Here is a 20,811-nt window from a genome sequence, read left to right as displayed (position 1 = left end):
GCGAGTGCGTCCCTCCCGCCGCGGGCTCGGCGGGGTCAGTCCGGCTGGTGCTCCGGGCCGCCGTAGTCGGGGCTGGTGTAGTCGGGGCGGTCATAGCCCAGCCGGGGCATACGACCGCGCGGGGCGGCCGTGCGGGGCGGCGCGGCCGGCCCGGGCTCGCCGAGGGCCTCCCGCAGGAACGGCAGGATGCCGCGCTCCAGCAGGGCGTCCTGCCAGGCCGCTCTCGCTCTGGCGACCTCTTCGGCGGCGGCGTCACGGGCCCGGGACTCGGGCGAGGCGCCGTTGCGCAGCGCGGTGAGCAGCAGTCCGACGGCGGCGACGAGTATCGCCGCCACGGTCAGGGCCCCGAACACCCAGCCGGCGGTGAGCATGGTGCCGGCCAGCGGCTGACCGGGGTCCAGGCTTCTCAGGATGTAGCCGATGAGCAGGAATATCGCCGCCGCGGTGGCGGAGAGGAGGGGGGCCAGGACGGCGACGACCGCGACGGCACCCGCCCCGTGGGGCCCGGCGGCCGGGTCCGTCCCGCTGGAGCCGGGGTCGTCCGGGGTCGCTGGCGGTTCCGGGCGGCGCAGTTCGTCGCGGATCCGTACGTAGTGCGCGTACTCGGCGGACGCGGCCGCCGTGATGAGCGCGGAGGCGGCGATGGCCATGGTGCGCAGTTGCGCGGGGCTGAGCCGCTGTCCGGCGGCGGCCAGTTCCGCTCGGTGTGGTGCTGAGCGCAGAACCTCGTCGAGGAGCCGTTCGAATTCCTGTCGGTCCTCGCTCCGCAGGTGCTGCGGAAGGCTGTTCATGTGCATCCCCCGATGCTCCGTAGGGCTTGGGGCCCGCACACCTGCGAGCCGTCGGGCAGAAACGGAGGGGAGCCTGCTACGGATAAGCCGATGGTAGAGCCGCGACGGCGCGTGATGACAGGGGATTGCCGGAAATTGGGTCCCGGCCTGCGCGTACTCCGCGGCGGCGAGTCCCGCCGGAGGAACGGTCAGTGCTCCAGGGGGAGTTGGCGGACCAGCAGCTTTCCGGCCATGGTCACTCCGCCGTCCATCGCGATGGCGAGTCCGTCGGCGTAGACGTGCGGTCCCTCGACGACCGGGCCGCTGCCCTCCTCGTCGTCCTCGGAGCCGACCTCGCCGAGGAGGTAGGGGATGGGGCTGTGGCCGTGCACGATCCGGGTGCCGCCATAGGTGTCGAGCAGGGCGCGCACGGCGTCGGCGCCTCCCTCGTCGCGGAAGGAGAAGCGCTTGGTGAACTTGCGGAACAGGTCCCAGCACTCGTCCGCGTCGTTACGGGTGAGCGTCTCGCGGACGTTGTCGTTGACGGCCTCGATCGAGTCGCCGAAGTCCAGGTAGGCGGTGGTGTCGGAGTGCACCAGCAGATAGCCGTCGACCTGCTCGACGGCGTCCAGGCGGGCCATCCACTGGAGGTGGTGGTCCTGGAGACGGTCCATGTCGGTCTTCTGGCCGCCGTTGAGCAGCCAGGCCGCCTGGAAAGTGGCCGTGCCCGCACCGGAGTTGACCGGCGTGTCGCCGAACCGCTTGGCGCCGAGCAGCAGCAGCTCGTGGTTGCCCATGAGGGCCTTGCAGTAGCCGCCGGCCGCGGCCGCCTCGGCGGACAGCCGCATCACCAGGTCGATGACGCCGATGCCGTCAGGACCGCGGTCGGTGAAGTCGCCGAGGAACCACAGCCGGGTCGTTCCGGCGCACCACTGACCCGCGTCGTCGATGAGGCCCTGCTCCCGCAGGGCGGTCATCAGTTCGTCGAGGTAGCCGTGGACGTCGCCGACGACGAACAGCGGGCCGGGGCCGGCCGCGGGCTGTGGGGCCGGGGCCGCGGGCGCCGGGTCGACGGGGACCTGGAGCGTGTCACCGCGCTGGATGACGGGCAGATCGCGCTGGGTGGGCGTGTACCCCTCGGGGTACGACTCCTCGGCGGGCGGCGCGGTGTCGTCCTGCTGGTCCTGGTGGACGTACGGACCGGTCTCGTGGACGTACGCGGGTACCCGGAAGTCGCGCAGCGTCGCCGTCCGCTCCACCTCGGGTCCCTGACCGGCCCCCTGAGTCATCAGACCCCTCCACCATCGCGCCGCATCTGCACCGCTTCGGACTGCCTGGTCGCAGCGGTCCGCGGTGTCGTGGGCCCATCATAGGAATGCGCGTCGCGCCATGTGATGACCCAGGGGTGGTGAATCGGAACAAGGCTCCGCCGCACCGCCGGTTTCGCCCTGTTTGGGCAGGTGTTCGCGTGCTCTCCGAGGGCCGCGGGCCCTGTGCGGCCCGGGCGGAGCGCGGCCGCCGGGGGCCTGCCCGGGGCTCCGGCGCCGTTCGTGCTACGCGTCGTCCGGGGTGCGCGGCGGGCTGACCGTGGTGCGCGGGGGCCGCCGCTGGGAGGACGTGCGCACGATCAGTTCGGTCGGTATCACCTGCTCCACCGGCTGCTCCGACTCCACGCCCTCGATGGCGTCGATGAGCAGCTGCACGACGGCCGTGCCGATACGGCGCGGCTTCAGGGAGAGCGTGGTGATGGGCGGCTCGGTGCTGGCGTACACGGTGGACTCGCTGCAGCACACCAGCAGCAGGTCGTCGGGGACGCGCAGCCCGTAACGGCGGGCGGCGGCGAGCAGATCGGTGCCGTTGGGGTCGAACAGCCCGTAGACGGCGTCGGGCCGGTCCGGGCGGGCGAGCAGCCGGTCGGCCGCGACGGCGCCCGCGCACGGATCGTGCGCCGGGTAGGACTCGTAGACCGGGTCCTGGCCGACCCGCTCGCACCAGTGCAGGTAGGCGGTGGTGGACAGATGGGTGTACGTGTCGGTCGAGGTGCCCGTGAGCAGGCCGATACGGCGGGCGCCGGCGGCGGCGAGGTGGTCGAGGATGCCGAGGACGGCGGCCTCGTGGTCGTTGTCGACCCAGGCGGTGACCGGGAGCGCGCCGGCCGGGCGGCCGTCGGAGACGACGGGCAGCCCCTGGCGGACCAGTTCGCTGACCACCGGATCCTGGTCGGAGGGGTCGATCACGACGGTGCCGTCCAGGGCGACGTTGGACCACACGTCGTGGCGGGAGGTCGCGGGCAGGATGACCAGGGCGTAGCCCCGGGCGAGCGCCGCCGAGGTGGCGGCCCGCGCCATCTCGGCGAAGTACGCGAACTCGGTGAAGGTGAAAGGTTCATCCCCGTACGTGGTCACGGTCAGGCCGATCAGGCCCGACTTGCCGGTACGGAGGGTGCGGGCGGCGGCCGAGGGGCGGTACCCCAGCCGGTCGGCGACCTCGCGGACGTGGCGCCGGGTGGCATCCGGGAGCCGGCCCTTGCCGTTGAGGGCGTCGGAGACGGTCGTGATGGAGACGCCGGCGGCGGCGGCCACGTCCCTGATGCCTGCCCGGCCTGGCCTGCTGCCTCGACGTGAGGTTTCCGCGCGGCTCACCTGGTGCTTCCCTGCTGCTGTCATGGCGAGCCGATAGTAGGGCTCATGCGGTGGGGTAGTGCGGACGCATATGCACTCGTTGACAGGCACGTTTCTGCATGGCCGTACAGGGTCAACTGCCTGCGAATCAATGGTAGTTGAGCGCTTTCTTTGCGAGACACGATGTGGCGATGCGGATGAGCCTGCCAATGGTCCGATGTTTCGAAGAGGTCTCAACTCACCTTGACGGGTGATGCGCGCCAGGGCGCAAGCCACCGGCGCATAGATATATGTGCGGTGCGCCCCCCGAAACGGTGTCTTCCTGGCGCGACGCCCGTGCTGACGTCGCGATCCACGGGGTTTGCCCACGACCCATACTCAGCGGAGCCGAATCCTCATATGGTGAGCAGTATTGGAAGCCGGTGGTGTCGACGGTCCGCCGGTGGTCGCGAGGAGGACTGCGGTGAGCGAGACGAGCCCCAAGCTGCGCGCCGAGCTGGAGGGTATCCCCACCTACAAGCCGGGCAAGCCGGCCGCGGCCGACGGTCCGGTCGCCTACAAGCTGTCCTCGAACGAGAACCCGTACCCCCCGCTCCCCGGTGTGCTGGAGAGCGTGACCGCGGCCGCCGCCTCCTTCAACCGCTACCCGGACATGTCGTGCGCCGCCCTGACGGAGGAACTGGCGGAGCGCTTCGGAGTGCCGGCCGCCCACGTGGCCACCGGTACGGGCTCGGTGGGCGTCGCCCAGCAGCTGATCCAGGCCACCAGCGGCCCCGGCGACGAGGTGATCTACGCCTGGCGGTCGTTCGAGGCGTACCCGATCATCACGCAGATCAGCGGAGCCCGGTCGGTGCAGGTGCCGCTCACGGCCGGCGAGGTGCACGACCTGGACGCGATGGCCGAGGCGATCACCGACCGGACGCGTCTGATCTTCGTCTGCAACCCGAACAACCCGACCGGCACGGTGGTGCGGCGGGCCGAGCTGGAGCGCTTCCTCGACCGGGTGCCCCGGGATGTGCTGGTGGTGCTGGACGAGGCATACCGGGAGTTCATCCGCGACCCCGAGGTGCCCGACGGCGTCGAGCTGTACAGGGAGCGGCCCAATGTCTGCGTCCTGCGGACGTTCTCCAAGGCGTACGGCCTGGCCGGGCTGCGGGTCGGCTTCGCGATCGCCCATGAGCCGGTCGCCGCGGCGCTGCGGAAGACCGCGGTGCCCTTCGGGGTGAGCCAGCTGGCGCAGGAGGCGGCGATCGCCTCGCTGCGGGCGGAGGACGAGCTGCTGGGCCGGGTCGGCTCGCTGGTGTGCGAGCGCACGCGGGTGGTCGACGGGCTGCGGGCGCAGGGCTGGACGGTGCCGGAGACGCAGGCCAACTTCGTGTGGCTGCGGCTCGGGGAGCGGACGACCGCGTTCGCCCAGGCCTGTGAGGAGCACGGGGTCGTGGTTCGGCCGTTCGCGGGCGAGGGAGTCCGGGTCACGATCGGCGAGGCCGAGGCGAACGACATCTTCCTGAAGGTGACGGAGGCGTTCCACAAGGAGATGTAGTTCGGCTCACACTGGAGAAGATCACGGGCGCCCGGCTCTGCCGGGCGCCCGTTTCACGTGAAACGGGGGTTTCCGGGCTTTTGAGCAGCTCGCGGTGGGGGTTACCCGTGGACCGCGAGATCCATGCCCGCGCAAGGGCCCCTTCCGGAGGGCGCCGAGTGGGCCATACGGATCTTGACTCGGAGGCAAGAGGACGACCCCGGACTTCCTGGCCGAAAATCAGTGCGCCATAATGGCTTGTGAATGTGAACGCGTTCACAAGCGCGTCCCGTTTGCCCCGTATGTACGTGACAGTCGGGGCGAATCGCCGCAGTACCACGGCGTAGTAAGGAGAGTGACGACGTGGACTTGGCTTTGGCGCCGGAGACACTGGCGCGCTGGCAGTTCGGGATCACCACCGTCTACCACTTCCTGTTCGTTCCGCTGACGATCTCCCTGGCCGCCCTCACGGCCGGGCTGCAGACGGCTTGGGTCCGCACGGAGAAGGAGAAGTACCTCAGGGCGACGAAGTTCTGGGGCAAGCTCTTCCTGATCAACATCGCGATGGGTGTGGTCACCGGCATCGTGCAGGAGTTCCAGTTCGGCATGAACTGGTCGGACTACTCCCGCTTCGTCGGTGACATCTTCGGCGCCCCGCTCGCCTTCGAGGCGCTGATCGCCTTCTTCTTCGAGTCCACCTTCATCGGCCTGTGGGTCTTCGGCTGGGACAAGCTGCCGAAGAAGATCCATCTGGCCTGCATCTGGATGGTCTCGATCGGTACGATCCTGTCGGCGTACTTCATCCTCGCGGCCAACTCCTGGATGCAGCACCCGGTCGGCTACAAGATCGACAAGGCCCGGGGGCGCGCCGAGCTGACCGACTTCCTGGCGGTGCTGACCCAGAACACCGCCCTGAGCCAGGCCTTCCACACCCTCTCCGCGGCCTTCCTGACCGGTGGCGCCTTCATGGTCGGCATATCCGCCTACCACCTGGCCCGCAAGAAGCACATCCGCGAGATGAAGACCTCGCTGCGGCTCGGTCTGATCACCGTGGTCATCGCCGGTCTGCTCACCGCGGTCAGCGGCGACACCCTCGGCAAGGTCATGTTCAAGCAGCAGCCGATGAAGATGGCCGCCGCCGAGGCGCTGTGGGACGGCCAGAAGCCGGCACCGTTCTCGATCTTCGCCTACGGCGACGTGGAGAAGGGCCACAACACCGTCGCCGTCGAGATACCCGGTCTGCTCTCCTTCCTCGCCGACGACAACTTCACGTCGGAGGTCCCCGGGATCAACGACGTCAACAAGGCCGAGCAGCAGAAGTTCGGGCCCGGCGACTACCGACCCAACATCCCGGTCGCCTTCTGGGGCTTCCGCTGGATGATCGGCTTCGGCATGGCCTCCTTCGCCATCGGCCTGGCCGGACTGTGGCTGACCCGCAAGAAGTTCATGCTGCCGCAGCACCTGCGGGTCGGCGAGGACGAGGTCCCGCGCCTGGTGCTGTTCCCGAAGAAGGAACTCGGCCCCAAGCTGGCCCCCTGGTTCTGGCGCATCGCGACCTGGACCATGGCCTTCCCGCTGATCGCCAACTCCTGGGGCTGGATCTTCACCGAGATGGGCCGCCAGCCGTGGGTCGTCTACGGCGTCCTCCAGACCAGGGACGCGGTCTCCCCCGGTGTCTCCCAGGGTGAGGTCATCACCTCGATGATCGTCTTCACCTCGCTGTACGCGATCCTCGCGGTGGTCGAGGTCAAGCTGCTGGCGAAGTACATCAAGGCCGGACCGCCCGAGCTGACCGAGGACGACCTCAACCCGCCCACGAAGATCGGCGGCGACACCCGTGACGCCGACAAGCCGATGGCCTTCTCGTACTAGGCCGAGGGAACAGTCATGGAACTTCACGACGTCTGGTTCGTCCTGATCGCCGTCCTGTGGACCGGCTACTTCTTCCTGGAGGGGTTCGACTTCGGGGTCGGCATCCTCACCAAGCTGCTGGCCCGGGACCGGGCCGAACGCCGGGTGCTCATCAACACCATCGGCCCGGTCTGGGACGGCAACGAGGTCTGGCTGCTCACGGCGGGCGGCGCGACCTTCGCCGCCTTCCCGGAGTGGTACGCCACCCTCTTCTCCGGTTTCTACCTGCCCCTGCTCCTCATCCTGGTCTGCCTGATCGTCCGGGGCGTCGCCTTCGAGTACCGGGCGAAGCGGCCCGAGGAGAACTGGCAGCGCAACTGGGAGACGGCGATCTTCTGGACCTCCCTGCTCCCGGCGTTCCTGTGGGGCGTGGCCTTCGGGAACATCGTGCGAGGAGTCAAGATCGACCAGCACTTCGAGTACGTCGGCAGCGTCTGGGACCTGCTCAACCCTTATGCCCTGCTCGGCGGACTGGTGACGCTCAGCCTGTTCACCTTCCACGGAGCGGTGTTCACGGCGCTGAAGACCGTCGGGGACATCCGGACGCGGGCGCGGCAGCTGGCCCGGTGGGCCGGTCTCGTCGCCGCCGTGCTGGCGGCCGGCTTCCTGCTGTGGACACAGGTCCACAGCGGTGACGGCAAGAGTCTCGTCGCCCTCGTCCTGGCGGTCGCCGCCCTGCTCGGCGCGCTGACGGCGAACCACTTCGGGCGTGAGGGATGGGCGTTCAGCCTGTCCGGCCTCACCATCGTGGCGGCCGTGGCGATGCTCTTCCTGTCGCTCTTCCCCGACGTCATGCCGTCGACCCTCAACGGGGACTGGAGCCTGACGGTCTCCAACGCCTCGTCGAGCCCGTACACCCTGAAGATCATGACCTGGCTGGCGGTGATCGCCACTCCGCTGGTGCTGCTCTACCAGGGCTGGACCTACTGGGTGTTCCGCAAGCGGATCGGCACGCAGCACATCGCCGAAGCCGCACATTGAGTCCGCCGGGGTGTGTTTCACGTGAAACACACCCCTTGGACCGAAGGGCCTGTTTCACGTGAAACCAGTCGATCCGCGTCTGCTGCGCTACGCCCGTGCCACCCGCTTCTTCCTCGTGGCGGTCGTCGGCCTGGGGGCCGTCGGTGCCGGGCTGATCATCGCCCAGGCGATGCTCATCGCCGAGGTGGTCGTCGGTGCCTTCCAGCACGGGCGGTCCCTGACCGAACTGCGCACTCCACTCCTGCTGCTGGCGGCGGTGGCCGTGGGCCGGGCCCTGGTGGCCTGGCTCACCGAGCGGGCCGCCCATCGGGCGAGCGCGGCCGTGAAGTCCGAGCTGCGGGGCCGGCTGCTGGACCGGGCGGCCGCGCTGGGCCCCGGGTGGCTCGGCGGTCAGCGCACCGGCTCGCTGGTCACGCTGGCCACGCGCGGGGTGGACGCCCTCGACGACTACTTCTCGCGCTATCTGCCGCAGCTGGGACTCGCGGTGGTCGTGCCGGTGGCGGTGCTGGCGCGGATCGTCACCGAGGACTGGGTGTCGGCGGCGATCATCGTCGTCACCCTGCCGCTCATTCCGCTGTTCATGATGCTGATCGGCTGGGCCACCCAGTCCCGGACGGACCGGCAGTGGCGGCTGCTGTCCCGGCTGTCGGGTCACTTCCTGGACGTGGTCGCGGGCCTGCCCACGCTCAAGGTGTTCGGCCGGGCCAAGGCACAGGCCGAGTCCATCCGCCGGATCACCGGTGAGTACCGGCAGGCCACGATGCGGACCCTGCGGATCGCCTTCCTCTCCTCCTTCGCGCTGGAACTGCTGGCCACGCTGTCCGTCGCGCTGGTCGCCGTGACGATCGGCATGCGGCTGGTCCACGGCGACATGGACCTGTACATCGGGCTGGTGATCCTGGTGCTGGCGCCGGAGGCGTACCTGCCGCTGCGCCAGGTGGGAGCGCAGTACCACGCGGCCGCGGAGGGACTGGCCGCCGCGGAGGAGATCTTCGCGGTGCTGGAGACGCCGGTGCCGGCGTCCGGGAGCGGCGCGGTGCCCTCGGGGGCGGTGACCTTCGAGGGGGTCACGGTCCGCTACCCCGGGCGTTCCACGGACGCCGTGAGCGATGTGTCGTTCACCGTCGAGCCCGGGGAGACCGTGGCGCTCGTCGGGCCGAGCGGGGTGGGCAAGTCGACGCTGCTGCATGTGCTGCTGGGCTTCGTGCGCCCCGCGCGTGGGCGGGTGCGGATCGGGGGCGTCGACCTCGCCGAACTGGATCTGGAGGAGTGGCGCTCGCGGATCGCGTGGGTGCCGCAGCGACCGCATCTGTACGCCGGAACGATCGCGGAGAACGTACGGCTGGCGCGGCCCGACGCGGACGACGACGCCGTGCGGCGGGCGCTGCGGGACGCGGGGGCGCTGGACTTCGCGGACGCGCTTCCGGACGGTGCGGGCACCGTGCTCGGGGAGGACGGGGCCGGGCTGTCCGCGGGACAGCGGCAGCGGCTGGCGCTCGCGCGGGCGTTCCTCGCCGACCGGCCCCTGCTGGTGCTGGACGAGCCGACGGCCGCACTGGACGGGGCGACGGAGGCGGAGGTCGTCTCGGCGGTGCGACGGCTCGCGGCGGGCCGCACGGTGCTGGTGGTCGTGCATCGCCCCGCGCTGCTGGATGTGGCCGACCGGGTGGTGCGGCTCGAATCCGCCGAACCGGTGGGCGCCCTCGGTGAGCCGGGCCCGGCCGACGGGCCGCGCCCCCTGGAGGCACGGACGTCCGCCACCCGGAACCCCGGGCCGCAGGACGAGCCCGCCGAGTCGGCACCCGCGCCGACCGGGGAGCCGGGACGGGCGCGGAACGCGCTCGCCCGGGTCCGGGGGCTCGGCGCGGCCTGGCGGGGGAGGCTGGGACTGGCCTGGCTGCTGGGCAGCCTCGCGCTCGGCAGTGCCGTCGGGCTGATGGCGACCTCCGGATGGCTGATCTCGCGGGCCTCGCAGCAGCCGCCGGTGCTGTATCTGATGGTCGCGGTCACGGCGACACGGGCGTTCGGGATCGGGCGGGCCGTGTTCCGCTACGCCGAGCGGCTGGTCTCGCACGACGCCGTGCTGCGGATGCTGGCCGACACCCGGGTCGCCGTCTACCGGCGCCTCGAACGGCTGGCTCCCGCGGGGCTGAAGAGCGCCCGCCGCGGTGATCTGCTCACCCGGCTGGTCGCGGACGTGGACGCGCTCCAGGACTACTGGCTGCGCTGGCTGCTGCCCGCCTCGGTCGCCCTGCTCGTCTCCACCGCGACCGTCGGCTTCACCGCCTGGCTGCTGCCCGAGGCGGGCGCCGCCCTCGCGGCGGGCCTGCTCGCGGCGGGGGTCGGCGTGCCCCTGGTGACCGCGACCGTGGCCCGGCGCACCGAGCGACGACTGGCGCCGGCCCGCGGTGAACTGGCGACCCGCATCACCGATCTGCTCACCGGCACCGCCGAGCTGACCGTGGCCGGCGCGCTGCCGGACCGTGCCGGTGCGGCCCGGCGGGCGGACGGCACCCTCACCCGGATCGCGTCGCGCGCCGCCGCCGTCACCGCGCTCGGCGACGGACTCACCGCGCTGATCTCGGGCCTGACCGTCACGGCCACGGCGCTGCTCGGCGTCCAGGCGGTGGCCGCGGGACGGCTCGGCGGGGTGGCGCTGGCCGTGGTGGTCCTCACCCCGCTGGCCGCCTTCGAGGCCGTGCTCGGGCTGCCGCTCGCCGTCCGTTACCGGCAGCGGGTGCGGCGCAGTGCGGAACGGGTCCACGAGGTGCTGGACGCACCCGAGCCGGTGCGCGAGCCCGAGCGGCCCCGGCAGGCGCCCGTGACACCGTTCCCGGTGGTCCTCAAGGGGCTGACCGCACGGTACGAGGGGCAGGGCCGGGAGGCGCTGGCCGGGCTCGACCTGACCCTGGCGGAGGGCCGCCGGATCGCCGTGGTGGGGGCCTCCGGCTCCGGCAAGACGACCCTGGCGCAGGTGCTGCTGCGGTTCCTCGACCCGTGGTCGGGGACGTACACCCTCGCCGGGGTGAACGCCCGCGAGCTGGCCGGCGACGACGTCCGGCGGCTGGTCGGACTGTGCGCGCAGGACGCGCATCTCTTCGACAGCTCGGTGCGCGAGAACCTGCTGCTGGCCCGGAAGGACGCCACGGAGAGCGAGCTGCGCGGGGCCCTGGCCCGGGCGCGGCTGCTGGACTGGGTGGACGGGCTGCCCGACGGCCTGGACACGCTGGTCGGCGAACACGGGGCGCGGCTGTCCGGCGGCCAGCGGCAGCGCCTGGCACTGGCCCGTGCGCTCCTCGCCGACTTCCCCGTGCTGGTGCTCGACGAGCCCGCCGAGCACCTGGACCTGCCGACGGCCGACGCCCTCACCGCCGACCTGCTGGCCGCCACCGAGGGCCGTACGACGCTGCTGATCACCCACCGGCTCGCCGGGCTGGACGAGGTCGACGAGGTGATCGTGCTCGACGCGGGCCGCGTGGTGCAGCGGGGGTCCTACGCGGAGCTGGCCGCGGTGGACGGACCGCTGCGGGAGATGGTGCGCCGGGAGGCGCAGGCGGAGTCGCTGGTCGCGGCCCGGTGACGCCCCCCGGGGTTCGGCCGGGCCGCCATCGCGGAGGCTCGGCCAGGCGAAAGACCCTAGGCGTGCCGGGCGAGCAACTGCTCGATCACGATCGCCACGCCGTCCTCGGTGTTGGCGGGCGCCCGGCCGGTCGCGGCGGCGATGGCGTCGGGGTGGGCGTTGCCCATGGCGTAGGACTGACCGGCCCAGGTCAGCATCTCGATGTCGTTGGGCATGTCCCCGAAGGCGACGACCTCCTCGTGGGAGATGCCGCGTTCCGCGCAGCACAGGGCGAGCGTGCTGGCCTTGGAGACGCCCGGGCCGCTCAGCTCCAGCAGGGCGCTGGGGCTGGACCGGGTGACGGTGGCGCGCTCGCCGACGGTCAGCCGGGCCAGGGTGAGGAACGCGTCGGGGTCGAGCGAGGCGTGGTGGGCGAGGATCTTGAGCACGGGCTGGTCGGCGGTCGGGCCGTCGGCCGCGAGCAGTTCCTCGGCGGGCAGCAGGTTGTCCGGCTTCTCGACGAACAGCTTGGGGTAGTCCGGCTCCTGGTGGAAGCCGTAGGTCTGCTCGACCGCGAACTTGGTGCCGGGCGCGGCCTCGCGCAGCAGGCGTACCGCGGCCAGGGCGTTGTCCCGCGCCAGCTCGCGCACCTTGACGAAGCGGTGGGCGCCGGGGCCGCCGTGCAGATCGACCACGGCGGCGCCGTTGCCGCAGATGGCCAGGCCGTGCCCGTGGACGTGGTCGCTGACGACGTCCATCCAGCGGGCCGGGCGGCCGGTGACGAAGAAGACCTCGATGCCCGCCTCCTCGGCGGCGGCCAGGGCGGCGACGGTGCGCGGGGAGACCGACTTGTCGTCGTGCAGCAGGGTGCCGTCGAGGTCGGTGGCGATCAGCCGCGGGCGGATCGCGGCGGCGGGGGTCCCGGGTTGCCTGGTCGCTGAGGTCATCCGGTCATTCTCGCGCATATGCCCGCACGGGCGTGCGGAACTGTGCACAGATGAGACGCAGATGACGCTCTGGTCGTCCCTGGAACCCCACGAGGTGTCTCCGGTCACATCAGTCCAGCTGGGCGAGGGCCTCCATGGCGATCCGCTCGAAGACCTTCTGGTCGGCGGCGAAGTCGGAGTCGGGGATGGGCCAGTGGACGACGATCTCGGTGAAGCCCAGCTCCCGGTGCCGGCCGGCGAAGTCCACGAACGCGTCCAGCGAGCTCAGCGGGCGGCCGCGGTCCGGGGTGAAGCCGGTGAGCAGGACCTTGTCCAGGTCGGTGACGTCGCGGCCGGCCTCCGCGCAGGCGTCGGCCAGCTTGGCGAGCTGGCCGCGCAGGGCCTCGACGGACTGCTCCGGGGTGCCGGACTCGTACAGCTTCGGGTCGCCGGTGGTCACCCAGGCCTGGCCGTGGCGCGCGGCGAGCCGCAGCCCGCGCGGGCCGGTGGCGGCCACCGCGAACGGCAGCCGGGGGCGCTGCACACAGCCCGGGATGTTGCGTGCCTCGTGCGCCGAGTAGAAGCGGCCCTCGTGCGACACCGCGTCCTCGGTGAGCAGCCGGTCGAGCAGCGGCACGAACTCGGCGAGCCGGTCGGCGCGCTCGCGCGGGGTCCAGGGCTCTTGGCCGAGGGCGGTGGCGTCGAAGCCGGTGCCGCCCGCGCCGATGCCGAGGGTGACGCGGCCGCCGGAGATGTCGTCCAGGGAGATCAGTTCCTTGGCGAGGGTGACCGGGTGCCGGAAGTTCGGGGAGGTGACCAGCGTGCCGAGGCGCAGTCGCTCGGTGGCGGCAGCGGCGGCGGTCAGGGTGGGGACGGCACCGAACCAGGGGCCGTCGCGGAAGCTGCGCCAGGACAGGTGGTCGTAGGTGTACGCGGTGTGGAAGCCCAGCTGCTCGGCGCGCACCCAGGCCGCGCGGCCGCCCTCGTGCCAGCGGCGGTACGGCAGGATCACGGTGCTCAGACGCAGACTCATGCGTTCGAGGGTAAGCGGTGGGGCGGTGTGGTGCGGGGCGGGTCAGCGGGGGCCCGGGAAGCGCAGGTGGCGCGGGGGGACGGCGGCGGTCAGCCAGACGCCGTTGGCGCTGCGCTGGAAGACGTGGCCGTCCCGGTGCATGGCGGCGGCGTCCACGGTGAGGACGACGGGCCGGCCGCGGCGGGCGCCGGCCCGGGTGGCGGTGGCGCGGTCGGCGGACAGGTGGACGGCGTGCCGGCCCATGGGCTTGAGCCCGTCCGCCCTGATCGCCGGCACGGCGCCGGGGACGGTGCCGTGGTAGAGGTACGGCGGCGGGGTGGCCGGGGGCAGGCCGAGGTCGACGGGGACGCTGTGGCCCTGGGCGGCGCGGATCCTGGTGCCGTCGATCGTGAAGCGCCGTTTGTCGTTGGTCTCGACCACGCGGGCCAGTTCCTCGCGGGTGAGGGGGAAGCCGTGGCGGGCCGCCGCGGTGATCAGCTCGTCGATGTCGGCCCAGCCGGCGGGATCGAGGGTGAGGCCGATCCGGCCGGGCTGGTGGCGGAGGTGTCTGGAGAGGTACTTGGACACCCTGATGGCGCGTTGTTCGTCCATGCTCCCAGGATGTGGGGGAGACGCGGATCACGCAGGTTGTTTTCCGCGGGGAGGTTTGGTCCACAGACAACCGGGGTTATCCACAGGGGAATTGACGAAACTGTGGACAACTGGCCCGGGGAAGACGGTGGTTGCGGGGAGCCCGCTCCACGGCGCGCTCCCCGCGACCACCCGTCTCACACCTTCGGTTCCACCCGCGCCAGCCGTCGCAGCGCCCCCGGCAGCACCCGCGACAAGGCGTGCGCCACCCGCGACTCCGGGGTCACCGGCACCAGCGGCTTGTTGTCCGCGATCGCGTCCAGGACGGCGGAGGCCACCTTCTCCGGCGGGTAGTTGCGCAGGCCGTACAGGCGGGCCGAGTTCTTCCGGCGGCGGGCCTCCTCCTCCGCGTCGACACCGGCGAAGCGGGCCGTGGAGGTGATGCCGGTGTTGACGATGCCGGGGCAGATCGCCGTCACACCGATGGACCGCGAGGCGAGTTCCGCGCGCAGGCACTCCGACAGCATCAGTACCGCCGCCTTGGAGGTGCTGTAGGCGGGCAGGATCCGAGACGGCTGGTAGGCGGCCGCCGACGCGATGTTGACGATGTGGCCGCCCTGTCCGCGCTCGGCCATCCGCGCCCCGAAGAGCCGGCAGCCGTGGATCACGCCCCACAGGTTGACGTCGAGGACGGTGCGCCAGTCCTCGGTCGTCGTGTCGAAGAAGGAGCCGGACAGACCGATGCCGGCGTTGTTGACCAGCACGTCCAGCACGCCGTACGCGCGGTGCACCCGCTCGGCGAGCTTCTCCATGGCCTGCTCGTCGGAGACGTCCGCCGTCTCCGCCCAGGCCTCGGGCGCGCCGATCAGCCGGGCCAGTTCGGCGGTGCGGGCCGCGGCCTCCGCGTCCCGGTCGACGGCGATCAGCCGCGCGCCCGCCTCCGCGAACGCGAACGCCGTCGCCCGCCCGATCCCGCCGCCCGCGCCGGTGATCAGCACCAGCTGCCCGCCGAACCGGGCGGCGTGCGCGCCGGTGGCGGTCACCGGCGCGGGGCGGCCGCCCTCGACGGACGTCACGAACTCCTCGATCCACGCGGTCAGCTGGTCGGGCCGGGTGCGCGGGACCCAGTGCTTCGCCGCGATCGTGCGCCGGGTCAGCCGGGGCACCCACCGCTCCAGGTCGTCGTAGAGCCGCGCGGAGAGGAACGCGTCGCCCTCGGGGACGATCAGCTGCACCGGCGCGTGCGCGTGGGCGTCCGGGCGGGGCCGGCGCAGCCGGGCGCGCACGTTGTCCCGGTACAGCCAGGCGCCGTGGGCCGCGTCGGAGGCCAGGGAGGGGGTCGGGTAGTCGCCGCCGGAGACCTGTTCGGTCTTCTCCAGGATCCTCGGCCAGCGCTTGCCGAGCGGGCCGCGCCAGGCCAGCTCGGGCAGCGCCGGGGTGTGCAGCATGCCCACGTACCAGGACTTGGCGCCCTGCCCGAGGAGCTGGCCCACGCGGCGGGGCGTCGGGCGCCTGAGGCGGTCGTTGATCCAGTGCCCGAAGTGGTCCAGGGACGGCCCGGAGACGGAGGTGAAAGAAGCGATGCGGCCCTCGGTGCGGGCGACCGTGACGAACTCCCAGGACTGCACCGAGCCCCAGTCGTGGCCGACCAGGTGCACCGGTCGGTCCGGGCTGACCTCGTCCACGACGGCCAGGAAGTCGTCGGTGAGCTTGGCGAGGGTGAAGCCGCCGCGCAGCGGCTTCGGCGCCGTGGAGCGGCCGTGGCCCCGGACGTCGTAGAGGACCACGTGGAAGCGGTCCGCGAGGCGCGGGGCGATCTCGGACCACACCTCCTTGTTGTCCGGGTAGCCGTGCACCAGGACCACGGTCGGCTGCCGCGGATCGCCGAGTTCGGCCACGCTGAGCTCGATCCCGCCGGTCCGTACCGTGCGCTCGCGCGCGTCCTTCAGGGTCGTCACTTCTCCTCCGCCCAGCGCCGCACGTGCGGCAGATCGTCGTCCAGCCAGAACGCGCTCTCCTCGGGGTCCTTCGAGTCGGTGACCACGAGGATCTCCTCGAACTTCGCGCCGGTGCCCCGGAATCCGAGGTGGGGTTCGACCGCCCACAGGCCCGGCCGCGGCGGGTGGTCCGAGAAGCGGTACGGCGACCACAGGGGCGACCAGCCCTCGCGGTGGCCGTGCAGCGCGTCCGAGACCAGGCCCTTCAGGGACTGCGTGCCGAAGCCGAACAGATGGGGCGCCCAGCGGTGCTCCTTCACCCGGTCCACCTTGTGGGCGATCACCCCGAAGGGGTAGGCGCGGTGCCGGTTGGCATAGCCCTGGCGAACCATCAGCCGGTCCACGTCCTCGTAGATCTCGCGCAGGGAGCGCCGCTCGCGCACCTCGCGCAGGATCAGCTCCCGGTGCGCCTCCAGATCGGCCAGCAGCCGGTCCTGCACCGGGTTCGCCCCCAGGGAGCCCGCGTAGCCGATGTCCGCCGTGTATCCCTCGTGGACCGGGGCCATGTCCAGGATGAACGGCATCCCGGGCGCCAGTTCGCGGTCGGTGGGGAAGAACTGGAGCGGGACGCGGAAGTCCACGAACGCCGTACGGTCCCCGAACCAGGCGAACGGCAGGTGGAACCAGTCCCGCACCCCGCGCTCGCGCAGCCATTCCCGCTGCATCCGCGCCGCCTCGCGCTCGGTCACCCCCGGCTCCAGCCGGGCCGCGACCGCCTCCGCGCACTCGTAGGCGAGGTGCTGCACCCGCCTGAATCCCCGCAGCTCCACGGGGAGTTCGCTGCTCACTGCCGTCGTCATGCCGCCTCGTCCCGTCGTCCGGCCGACTCGCCTGTCGGCTGCGGTACGCGTCCGTAACTTGACGTACGTGAATCTCGCAGTTGTTAGAGGTGGCGTCAATAGGCGGGAACGCGGGCCCGGGAGGGACTCCGAGCGGCCGTGAGGCAGGGCGCCCCCTAGGGATGCGTAATACCTGGGGCTGACCCCAAGACGGCTCTGTGGTCTGACGACCGGCGTGGCCGGGATCACTAACGTCGGCTGGGTGACTGTGATCGCGACCGAAAGCCTGAGCAAGCGGTTCCCCCGGGTGACCGCGCTCGACCGGCTGTCCGTGGACATCGGGGCCGGTGTGACCGGACTCGTCGGGGCCAACGGCGCCGGCAAGTCCACCCTGATCAAGATCCTGCTGGGGCTGTCCCCCGCCACCGAGGGCAGCGCCCGGGTGCTCGGGCTGGACATCGCCACCGAGGGCGCCGCCATCCGCGAGCGCGTCGGCTACATGCCCGAGCACGACTGCCTGCCGCCGGACGTCTCGGCCACCGAGTTCGTCGTGCACATGGCGCGGATGTCGGGGCTGCCGCCCACGGCCGCGCGCGAGCGCACCGCGGACATCCTGCGCCACGTCGGCCTCTACGAGGAGCGCTACCGCCCCATCGGCGGTTACTCCACCGGCATGAAGCAGCGTGTGAAGCTCGCGCAGGCCCTGGTGCACGACCCCAAGCTGGTCTTCCTGGACGAGCCGACCAACGGCCTCGACCCGGTCGGCCGGGACGAGATGCTCGGCCTGATCCGCCGGGTCCACTCCGACTTCGGCATCTCCGTCCTGGTCACCTCGCACCTGCTGGGCGAGCTGGAGCGGACCTGCGAGCACGTGGTCGTCATCGACGGCGGCAAACTGCTGCGCTCCAGCTCCACCACCGACTTCACCCAGACCACGACCACCCTCGCGATCGAGGTCACCGACAGCGACGCCCACCCCGACGGCACCCGGGCGGTGCGCGAGGCGCTGGGCGCGCGCGGGGTGGAGGTCGCCCACGAGGGCGCGGGCCTGCCCGGCGCGGGCCACATCCTGCTGCTCACCGCGGCCGGCGAGCAGACGTACGACCTGGTGCGCGACGTGGTCGCCGATCTCGGGCTCGGGCTGATCCGGATGGAGCAGCGCCGGCACCACATCGCCGAGGTGTTCACGGCCGGCAGCGCCGACGAGCAGCGGAAGGAGGCCGTCGGTCATGGCGGTTGAGCAGCCCCTCACGGGCGAGACGACCCGTATCCACGACATCGGCTACCGCGGCTACGACGGTCCGCGCCTCGGCCGCGCCTACGCCCGCCGCTCCCTCTACTCGCAGTCCCTGCGCGGCGCCTACGGCCTCGGCCGCTCGGTGAAGTCCAAGGTGCTGCCGATGCTGCTGTTCGCGGTGATGTGCGTGCCCGCCGCCATCATGGTGGCCGTCGCCGTCGCCACCAAGGCGCACGAACTGCCGGTCGGCTACACCCGCTACGCGATCATGATGCAGGCCGTGATCAGCCTGTACGTCGCCTCGCAGGCGCCCCAGGCCGTCTCGCGCGACCTGCGCTTCAAGACGGTGCCGCTGTACTTCTCGCGCCCCATCGAGACCGCCGACTACGTCCGCGCCAAGTTCGCCGCGCTCGCCTCGGCGATCTTCATCCTCACCGCCGCCCCCCTGCTGGTGATGTACGTGGGGGCGCTGCTGTCCAAGCTGGGCTTCGCCCACCAGACGAAGGAATTCGCCGAGGGACTGGTCTCCGTGGCCCTGCTCTCCCTGCTCTTCGCCGGCATCGGCCTGGTCATCGCCGCCGTCACCCCGCGCCGCGGCTTCGGCATCGCCGCGGTGATCGCCGTACTGGTCATCTCCTACGGGGCGGTGTCCACCCTCCAGGCCATCGCCAGCACCCAGGGGCACGACGGCGCCGTCCCGTGGATCGGCCTGTTCTCGCCGGTCACCCTGATCGACGGCCTCCAGTCCGCCTTCCTGGGCGCGACCACCCGGGCCCCCGGCGGGGTCGCCCCCTCGACCGGGGAGGGCGTGGTCGACGTCCTCGTCACCCTCGCACTGATCGCCGGCAGCTACGGCCTGCTGCTGCGCCGCTACAAGAAGGTGGGACTGTGACGACCCTCAGCATCGACCACGTCTCCCGCTGGTTCGGCAACGTGGTCGCCGTCAACGACATCACCATGACCATCGGCCCCGGGGTGACCGGTCTGCTCGGCCCGAACGGCGCCGGGAAGTCCACCCTGATCAACATGATGGGCGGCTTCCTCGCCCCGTCCACGGGCACTGTCACCCTCGACGGGCAGCCGGTGTGGCGCAACGAACAGATCTACCGGCACATCGGCATCGTCCCCGAGCGGGAGGCGATGTACGACTTCCTCACCGGACGCGAGTTCGTCGTCGCCAACGCCGAGCTGCACGGCCTCGGCGACAAGGCCGCCCAGCGGGCCCTCGCCACGGTCGAGATGGAGTACGCCCAGGACCGCAGGATCGCCACGTACTCCAAGGGCATGCGCCAGCGCGTGAAGATGGCGAGCGCCCTGGTGCACGACCCGTCGCTGCTGCTGCTGGACGAACCGTTCAACGGCATGGACCCGCGCCAGCGCATGCAGCTGATGGACCTGCTGCGCAGGATGGGCGACGAGGGCCGCACCGTGCTCTTCTCCTCGCACATCCTCGAAGAGGTCGAGCAGCTCGCCCGGCACATCGAGGTCGTCGTCGCCGGGCGGCACGCGGCCAGCGGCGACTACCGCAAGATCCGCCGGCTGATGACCGACCGGCCGCACCGCTACCTGGTGCGCTCCAGCGACGACCGCGCCCTCGCGGCCGCGCTGATCGCCGACCCGTCCACCTCCGGCATCGAGGTCGACCACGCCGAGGGCGCGCTGCGCATCCAGGCCGTCGACTTCGGCCGCTTCACCACCCTGCTGCCGAAGGTCGCCAGGGACCACGGCATCCGGCTGCTCACGGTCTCGCCGTCGGACGAGTCCCTGGAGTCCGTCTTCTCGTACCTGGTCGCGGCGTAGGAGGCCGAAGATGTACGACCCCACCGTCGCCCGGCTCACCTACCGGGCCCTGCTCGGCCGTCGCCGGGCCCTCATCCTCGGCGCGCTGCCGCTGCTGCTCATCGTGATCTCCGTGGCCGTCCGCGCCCTCAGCGGCGCCGACGACCAGACGGCCGCCGACGTGCTCGGCGGGTTCGCCATCGCCACGATGGTGCCCATCATCGGTGTCATCGCGGGCACGGGCGCCATCGGCCCGGAGATCGACGACGGCTCCGTCGTCTACCTGCTGGCCAAGCCGCTGAAGCGGCCGACGATCATCTTCACCAAGCTGATCGTGGCCATCGCCGTGACCATGGTGTTCTCGGCGGTGCCGACGATGATCGCCGGACTGATCCTGAACGGCAACGGCCAGCAGATCGCCGTCGCCTACACGATCGCCGCGCTGGTCGCCTCCATCGCCTACTCGGCACTGTTCCTGCTGCTCGGCACGGTCTCGCGGCATGCCGTGGTCTTCGGCCTGGTGTACGCGCTGGTCTGGGAGGCGCTGTTCGGCTCCCTGGTGCCCGGGGCGCGCACGCTGAGCGTCCAGCAGTGGTCGCTGGCCGTCGCGCACAAGGTGGCCGGGGGCGACCTGATCACGTCCGACGTCGGCCTGACCACGGCCGTCGTGCTGCTGGTGGCGGTGACGGTGCTGGCCACCTGGTACGCCGGCCAGAAGCTGCGGTCGCTGAAGCTCGCCGGGGAGGAGTGAGCGGGGAGGAGTGAGCACCCCGCTGCGCTCTTGACGGGGACTTCATCCTCGTCCGGGCACACTGGGCAAATCGGATGTATACGAGGAGGCCGGGATGGCGGAGGAGACGCCGGGCGGGGGCGGGGGGTTCGAGGAGGACGCCTTTGCGGGGCTGGTCCTGGACGAGGCCTTCGTCCGTGCCGCGGAGGCCTCCGAGCCGTCCGCCCGGGCGCGGATGCTGGCCGCGCGCTGGCGCGCCGAGGCCCCCGAGCCCCAGCCGTGGCGCTCGGACCAGCCGCCCGCGGGGTGGTTCTTCAGCAAGGCGAGGCGTCGGCGCAGGCGCAGAAGGGGCGGCTGAGGCGCCCCGCGGACGACGCGGGGCGCATCGCCGTACGG

17 protein-coding genes are annotated in these 20,811 nt (G+C 71.7%); 9 read left to right on the top strand and 8 right to left on the bottom strand.

What is annotated here, in order from left to right:
- Positions 1-35 precede the first annotated feature (35 nt).
- The 3 genes from HZZ00_RS36470 to HZZ00_RS36460 form a co-directional block, all read right to left on the bottom strand.
- A complete protein-coding gene (locus HZZ00_RS36470; protein ID WP_180330271.1) occupies positions 36-797 on the bottom strand; it encodes a hypothetical protein in 762 nt (253 codons plus the stop codon).
- 182 nt (positions 798-979) lie between these two features.
- Positions 980-2,059: a metallophosphoesterase gene (locus tag HZZ00_RS36465; protein ID WP_180330270.1), complete on the bottom strand. Its 1,080-nt coding sequence runs from the start codon at positions 2,057-2,059 to the stop codon at positions 980-982.
- A 264-nt stretch (positions 2,060-2,323) separates the two neighbouring features.
- Positions 2,324-3,436, bottom strand: coding sequence for a LacI family DNA-binding transcriptional regulator (locus HZZ00_RS36460; protein WP_074992781.1), 1,113 nt, complete (start codon positions 3,434-3,436; stop codon positions 2,324-2,326).
- 418 nt (positions 3,437-3,854) lie between these two features.
- Between HZZ00_RS36460 and hisC the strand changes: the two genes are divergently transcribed.
- From hisC to cydD, 4 genes are all read left to right on the top strand, one after another.
- The gene (gene hisC, locus HZZ00_RS36455; RefSeq protein WP_180330269.1) at positions 3,855-4,934 is read left to right on the top strand and encodes a histidinol-phosphate transaminase; all 1,080 of its coding nucleotides are present in this window, start codon (positions 3,855-3,857) and stop codon (positions 4,932-4,934) included.
- A 342-nt stretch (positions 4,935-5,276) separates the two neighbouring features.
- Complete coding sequence (locus HZZ00_RS36450; RefSeq protein ID WP_180330268.1) at positions 5,277-6,785, top strand: cytochrome ubiquinol oxidase subunit I; 1,509 nt, start codon at positions 5,277-5,279, stop codon at positions 6,783-6,785.
- A 15-nt stretch (positions 6,786-6,800) separates the two neighbouring features.
- Positions 6,801-7,805: a cytochrome d ubiquinol oxidase subunit II gene (gene cydB, locus HZZ00_RS36445; protein ID WP_180330267.1), complete on the top strand. Its 1,005-nt coding sequence runs from the start codon at positions 6,801-6,803 to the stop codon at positions 7,803-7,805.
- A gap of 58 nt (positions 7,806-7,863) precedes the next feature.
- Positions 7,864-11,385 carry a thiol reductant ABC exporter subunit CydD gene (gene cydD / locus HZZ00_RS36440; protein WP_180330266.1) on the top strand — a complete coding sequence of 1,174 codons (3,522 nt, stop codon included), beginning with the start codon at positions 7,864-7,866 and terminating at the stop codon, positions 11,383-11,385.
- Positions 11,386-11,441: 56 nt separating this feature from the next.
- On the opposite strand, the gene HZZ00_RS36435 is transcribed toward cydD, so the two are convergent.
- The 5 genes from HZZ00_RS36435 to HZZ00_RS36415 all read right to left on the bottom strand — a co-directional run bounded on the left by HZZ00_RS36435 (position 11,442) and on the right by HZZ00_RS36415 (position 16,690).
- Positions 11,442-12,311 carry an HAD-IIB family hydrolase gene (locus HZZ00_RS36435; protein WP_180330265.1) on the bottom strand — a complete coding sequence of 290 codons (870 nt, stop codon included), beginning with the start codon at positions 12,309-12,311 and terminating at the stop codon, positions 11,442-11,444.
- Between the two features lie 109 nt (positions 12,312-12,420).
- Complete coding sequence (locus HZZ00_RS36430) at positions 12,421-13,323, bottom strand: LLM class flavin-dependent oxidoreductase (RefSeq protein ID WP_180330264.1); 903 nt, start codon at positions 13,321-13,323, stop codon at positions 12,421-12,423.
- A gap of 42 nt (positions 13,324-13,365) precedes the next feature.
- Entirely contained in the window at positions 13,366-13,914 is a 549-nt protein-coding gene (locus HZZ00_RS36425) for an RNA 2'-phosphotransferase (protein WP_180330263.1), read from the bottom strand.
- Between the two features lie 176 nt (positions 13,915-14,090).
- Positions 14,091-15,851 (bottom strand): SDR family oxidoreductase, encoded by a 1,761-nt coding sequence (locus HZZ00_RS36420; RefSeq protein WP_180330262.1) that lies wholly within the window; start codon positions 15,849-15,851, stop codon positions 14,091-14,093.
- A complete protein-coding gene (locus HZZ00_RS36415) occupies positions 15,848-16,690 on the bottom strand; it encodes a M24 family metallopeptidase (RefSeq protein ID WP_180330261.1) in 843 nt (280 codons plus the stop codon). The genes HZZ00_RS36420 and HZZ00_RS36415 overlap by 4 nt, the downstream gene beginning before the upstream one ends.
- Positions 16,691-16,937: 247 nt before the next feature.
- Here HZZ00_RS36415 and HZZ00_RS36410 point away from each other — a divergent pair, with 247 nt between their 5' ends.
- The 5 genes from HZZ00_RS36410 to HZZ00_RS36390 all read left to right on the top strand — a co-directional run bounded on the left by HZZ00_RS36410 (position 16,938) and on the right by HZZ00_RS36390 (position 20,773).
- A complete protein-coding gene (locus tag HZZ00_RS36410; protein WP_180333852.1) occupies positions 16,938-17,909 on the top strand; it encodes an ABC transporter ATP-binding protein in 972 nt (323 codons plus the stop codon).
- Positions 17,899-18,798, top strand: a complete 900-nt coding sequence (locus HZZ00_RS36405; protein WP_180330260.1) for an ABC transporter permease — start codon at positions 17,899-17,901, stop codon at positions 18,796-18,798. Before HZZ00_RS36410 ends, HZZ00_RS36405 begins: the two co-directional genes overlap by 11 nt.
- Complete coding sequence (locus HZZ00_RS36400) at positions 18,795-19,706, top strand: ABC transporter ATP-binding protein (protein ID WP_180330259.1); 912 nt, start codon at positions 18,795-18,797, stop codon at positions 19,704-19,706. Before HZZ00_RS36405 ends, HZZ00_RS36400 begins: the two co-directional genes overlap by 4 nt.
- A gap of 10 nt (positions 19,707-19,716) precedes the next feature.
- Positions 19,717-20,436 (top strand): ABC transporter permease subunit, encoded by a 720-nt coding sequence (locus tag HZZ00_RS36395; protein ID WP_180330258.1) that lies wholly within the window; start codon positions 19,717-19,719, stop codon positions 20,434-20,436.
- Between the two features lie 94 nt (positions 20,437-20,530).
- Positions 20,531-20,773, top strand: a complete 243-nt coding sequence (locus HZZ00_RS36390) for a hypothetical protein (RefSeq protein ID WP_180330257.1) — start codon at positions 20,531-20,533, stop codon at positions 20,771-20,773.
- Positions 20,774-20,811 lie beyond the last annotated feature (38 nt).

Source organism: Streptomyces sp. NEAU-sy36 (genome assembly GCF_013423905.1).
GTDB lineage: Bacteria > Actinomycetota > Actinomycetes > Streptomycetales > Streptomycetaceae > Streptomyces > Streptomyces misionensis.
This window is presented reverse-complemented; position numbering and strand designations above follow the sequence as displayed.

Excerpts from the sequence above, each read along its gene's own strand:
- HZZ00_RS36430 (WP_180330264.1), bottom strand. The coding sequence starts at position 13,323 with ATGAGTCTGCGTCTGAGCACCGTGATCCTGCCGTACCGCCGCTGGCAC.
- HZZ00_RS36425 (WP_180330263.1), bottom strand. The coding sequence starts at position 13,914 with ATGGACGAACAACGCGCCATCAGGGTGTCCAAGTACCTCTCCAGACAC.
- HZZ00_RS36395 (WP_180330258.1), top strand. The coding sequence starts at position 19,717 with ATGTACGACCCCACCGTCGCCCGGCTCACCTACCGGGCCCTGCTCGGC.
- HZZ00_RS36435 (WP_180330265.1), bottom strand. The coding sequence starts at position 12,311 with ATGACCTCAGCGACCAGGCAACCCGGGACCCCCGCCGCCGCGATCCGC.
- HZZ00_RS36405 (WP_180330260.1), top strand. The coding sequence starts at position 17,899 with ATGGCGGTTGAGCAGCCCCTCACGGGCGAGACGACCCGTATCCACGAC.
- HZZ00_RS36415 (WP_180330261.1), bottom strand. The coding sequence starts at position 16,690 with ATGACGACGGCAGTGAGCAGCGAACTCCCCGTGGAGCTGCGGGGATTC.
- HZZ00_RS36460 (WP_074992781.1), bottom strand. The coding sequence starts at position 3,436 with ATGACAGCAGCAGGGAAGCACCAGGTGAGCCGCGCGGAAACCTCACGT.
- HZZ00_RS36465 (WP_180330270.1), bottom strand. The coding sequence starts at position 2,059 with ATGACTCAGGGGGCCGGTCAGGGACCCGAGGTGGAGCGGACGGCGACG.
- HZZ00_RS36390 (WP_180330257.1), top strand. The coding sequence starts at position 20,531 with ATGGCGGAGGAGACGCCGGGCGGGGGCGGGGGGTTCGAGGAGGACGCC.
- HZZ00_RS36470 (WP_180330271.1), bottom strand. The coding sequence starts at position 797 with ATGCACATGAACAGCCTTCCGCAGCACCTGCGGAGCGAGGACCGACAG.
- cydB (WP_180330267.1), top strand. The coding sequence starts at position 6,801 with ATGGAACTTCACGACGTCTGGTTCGTCCTGATCGCCGTCCTGTGGACC.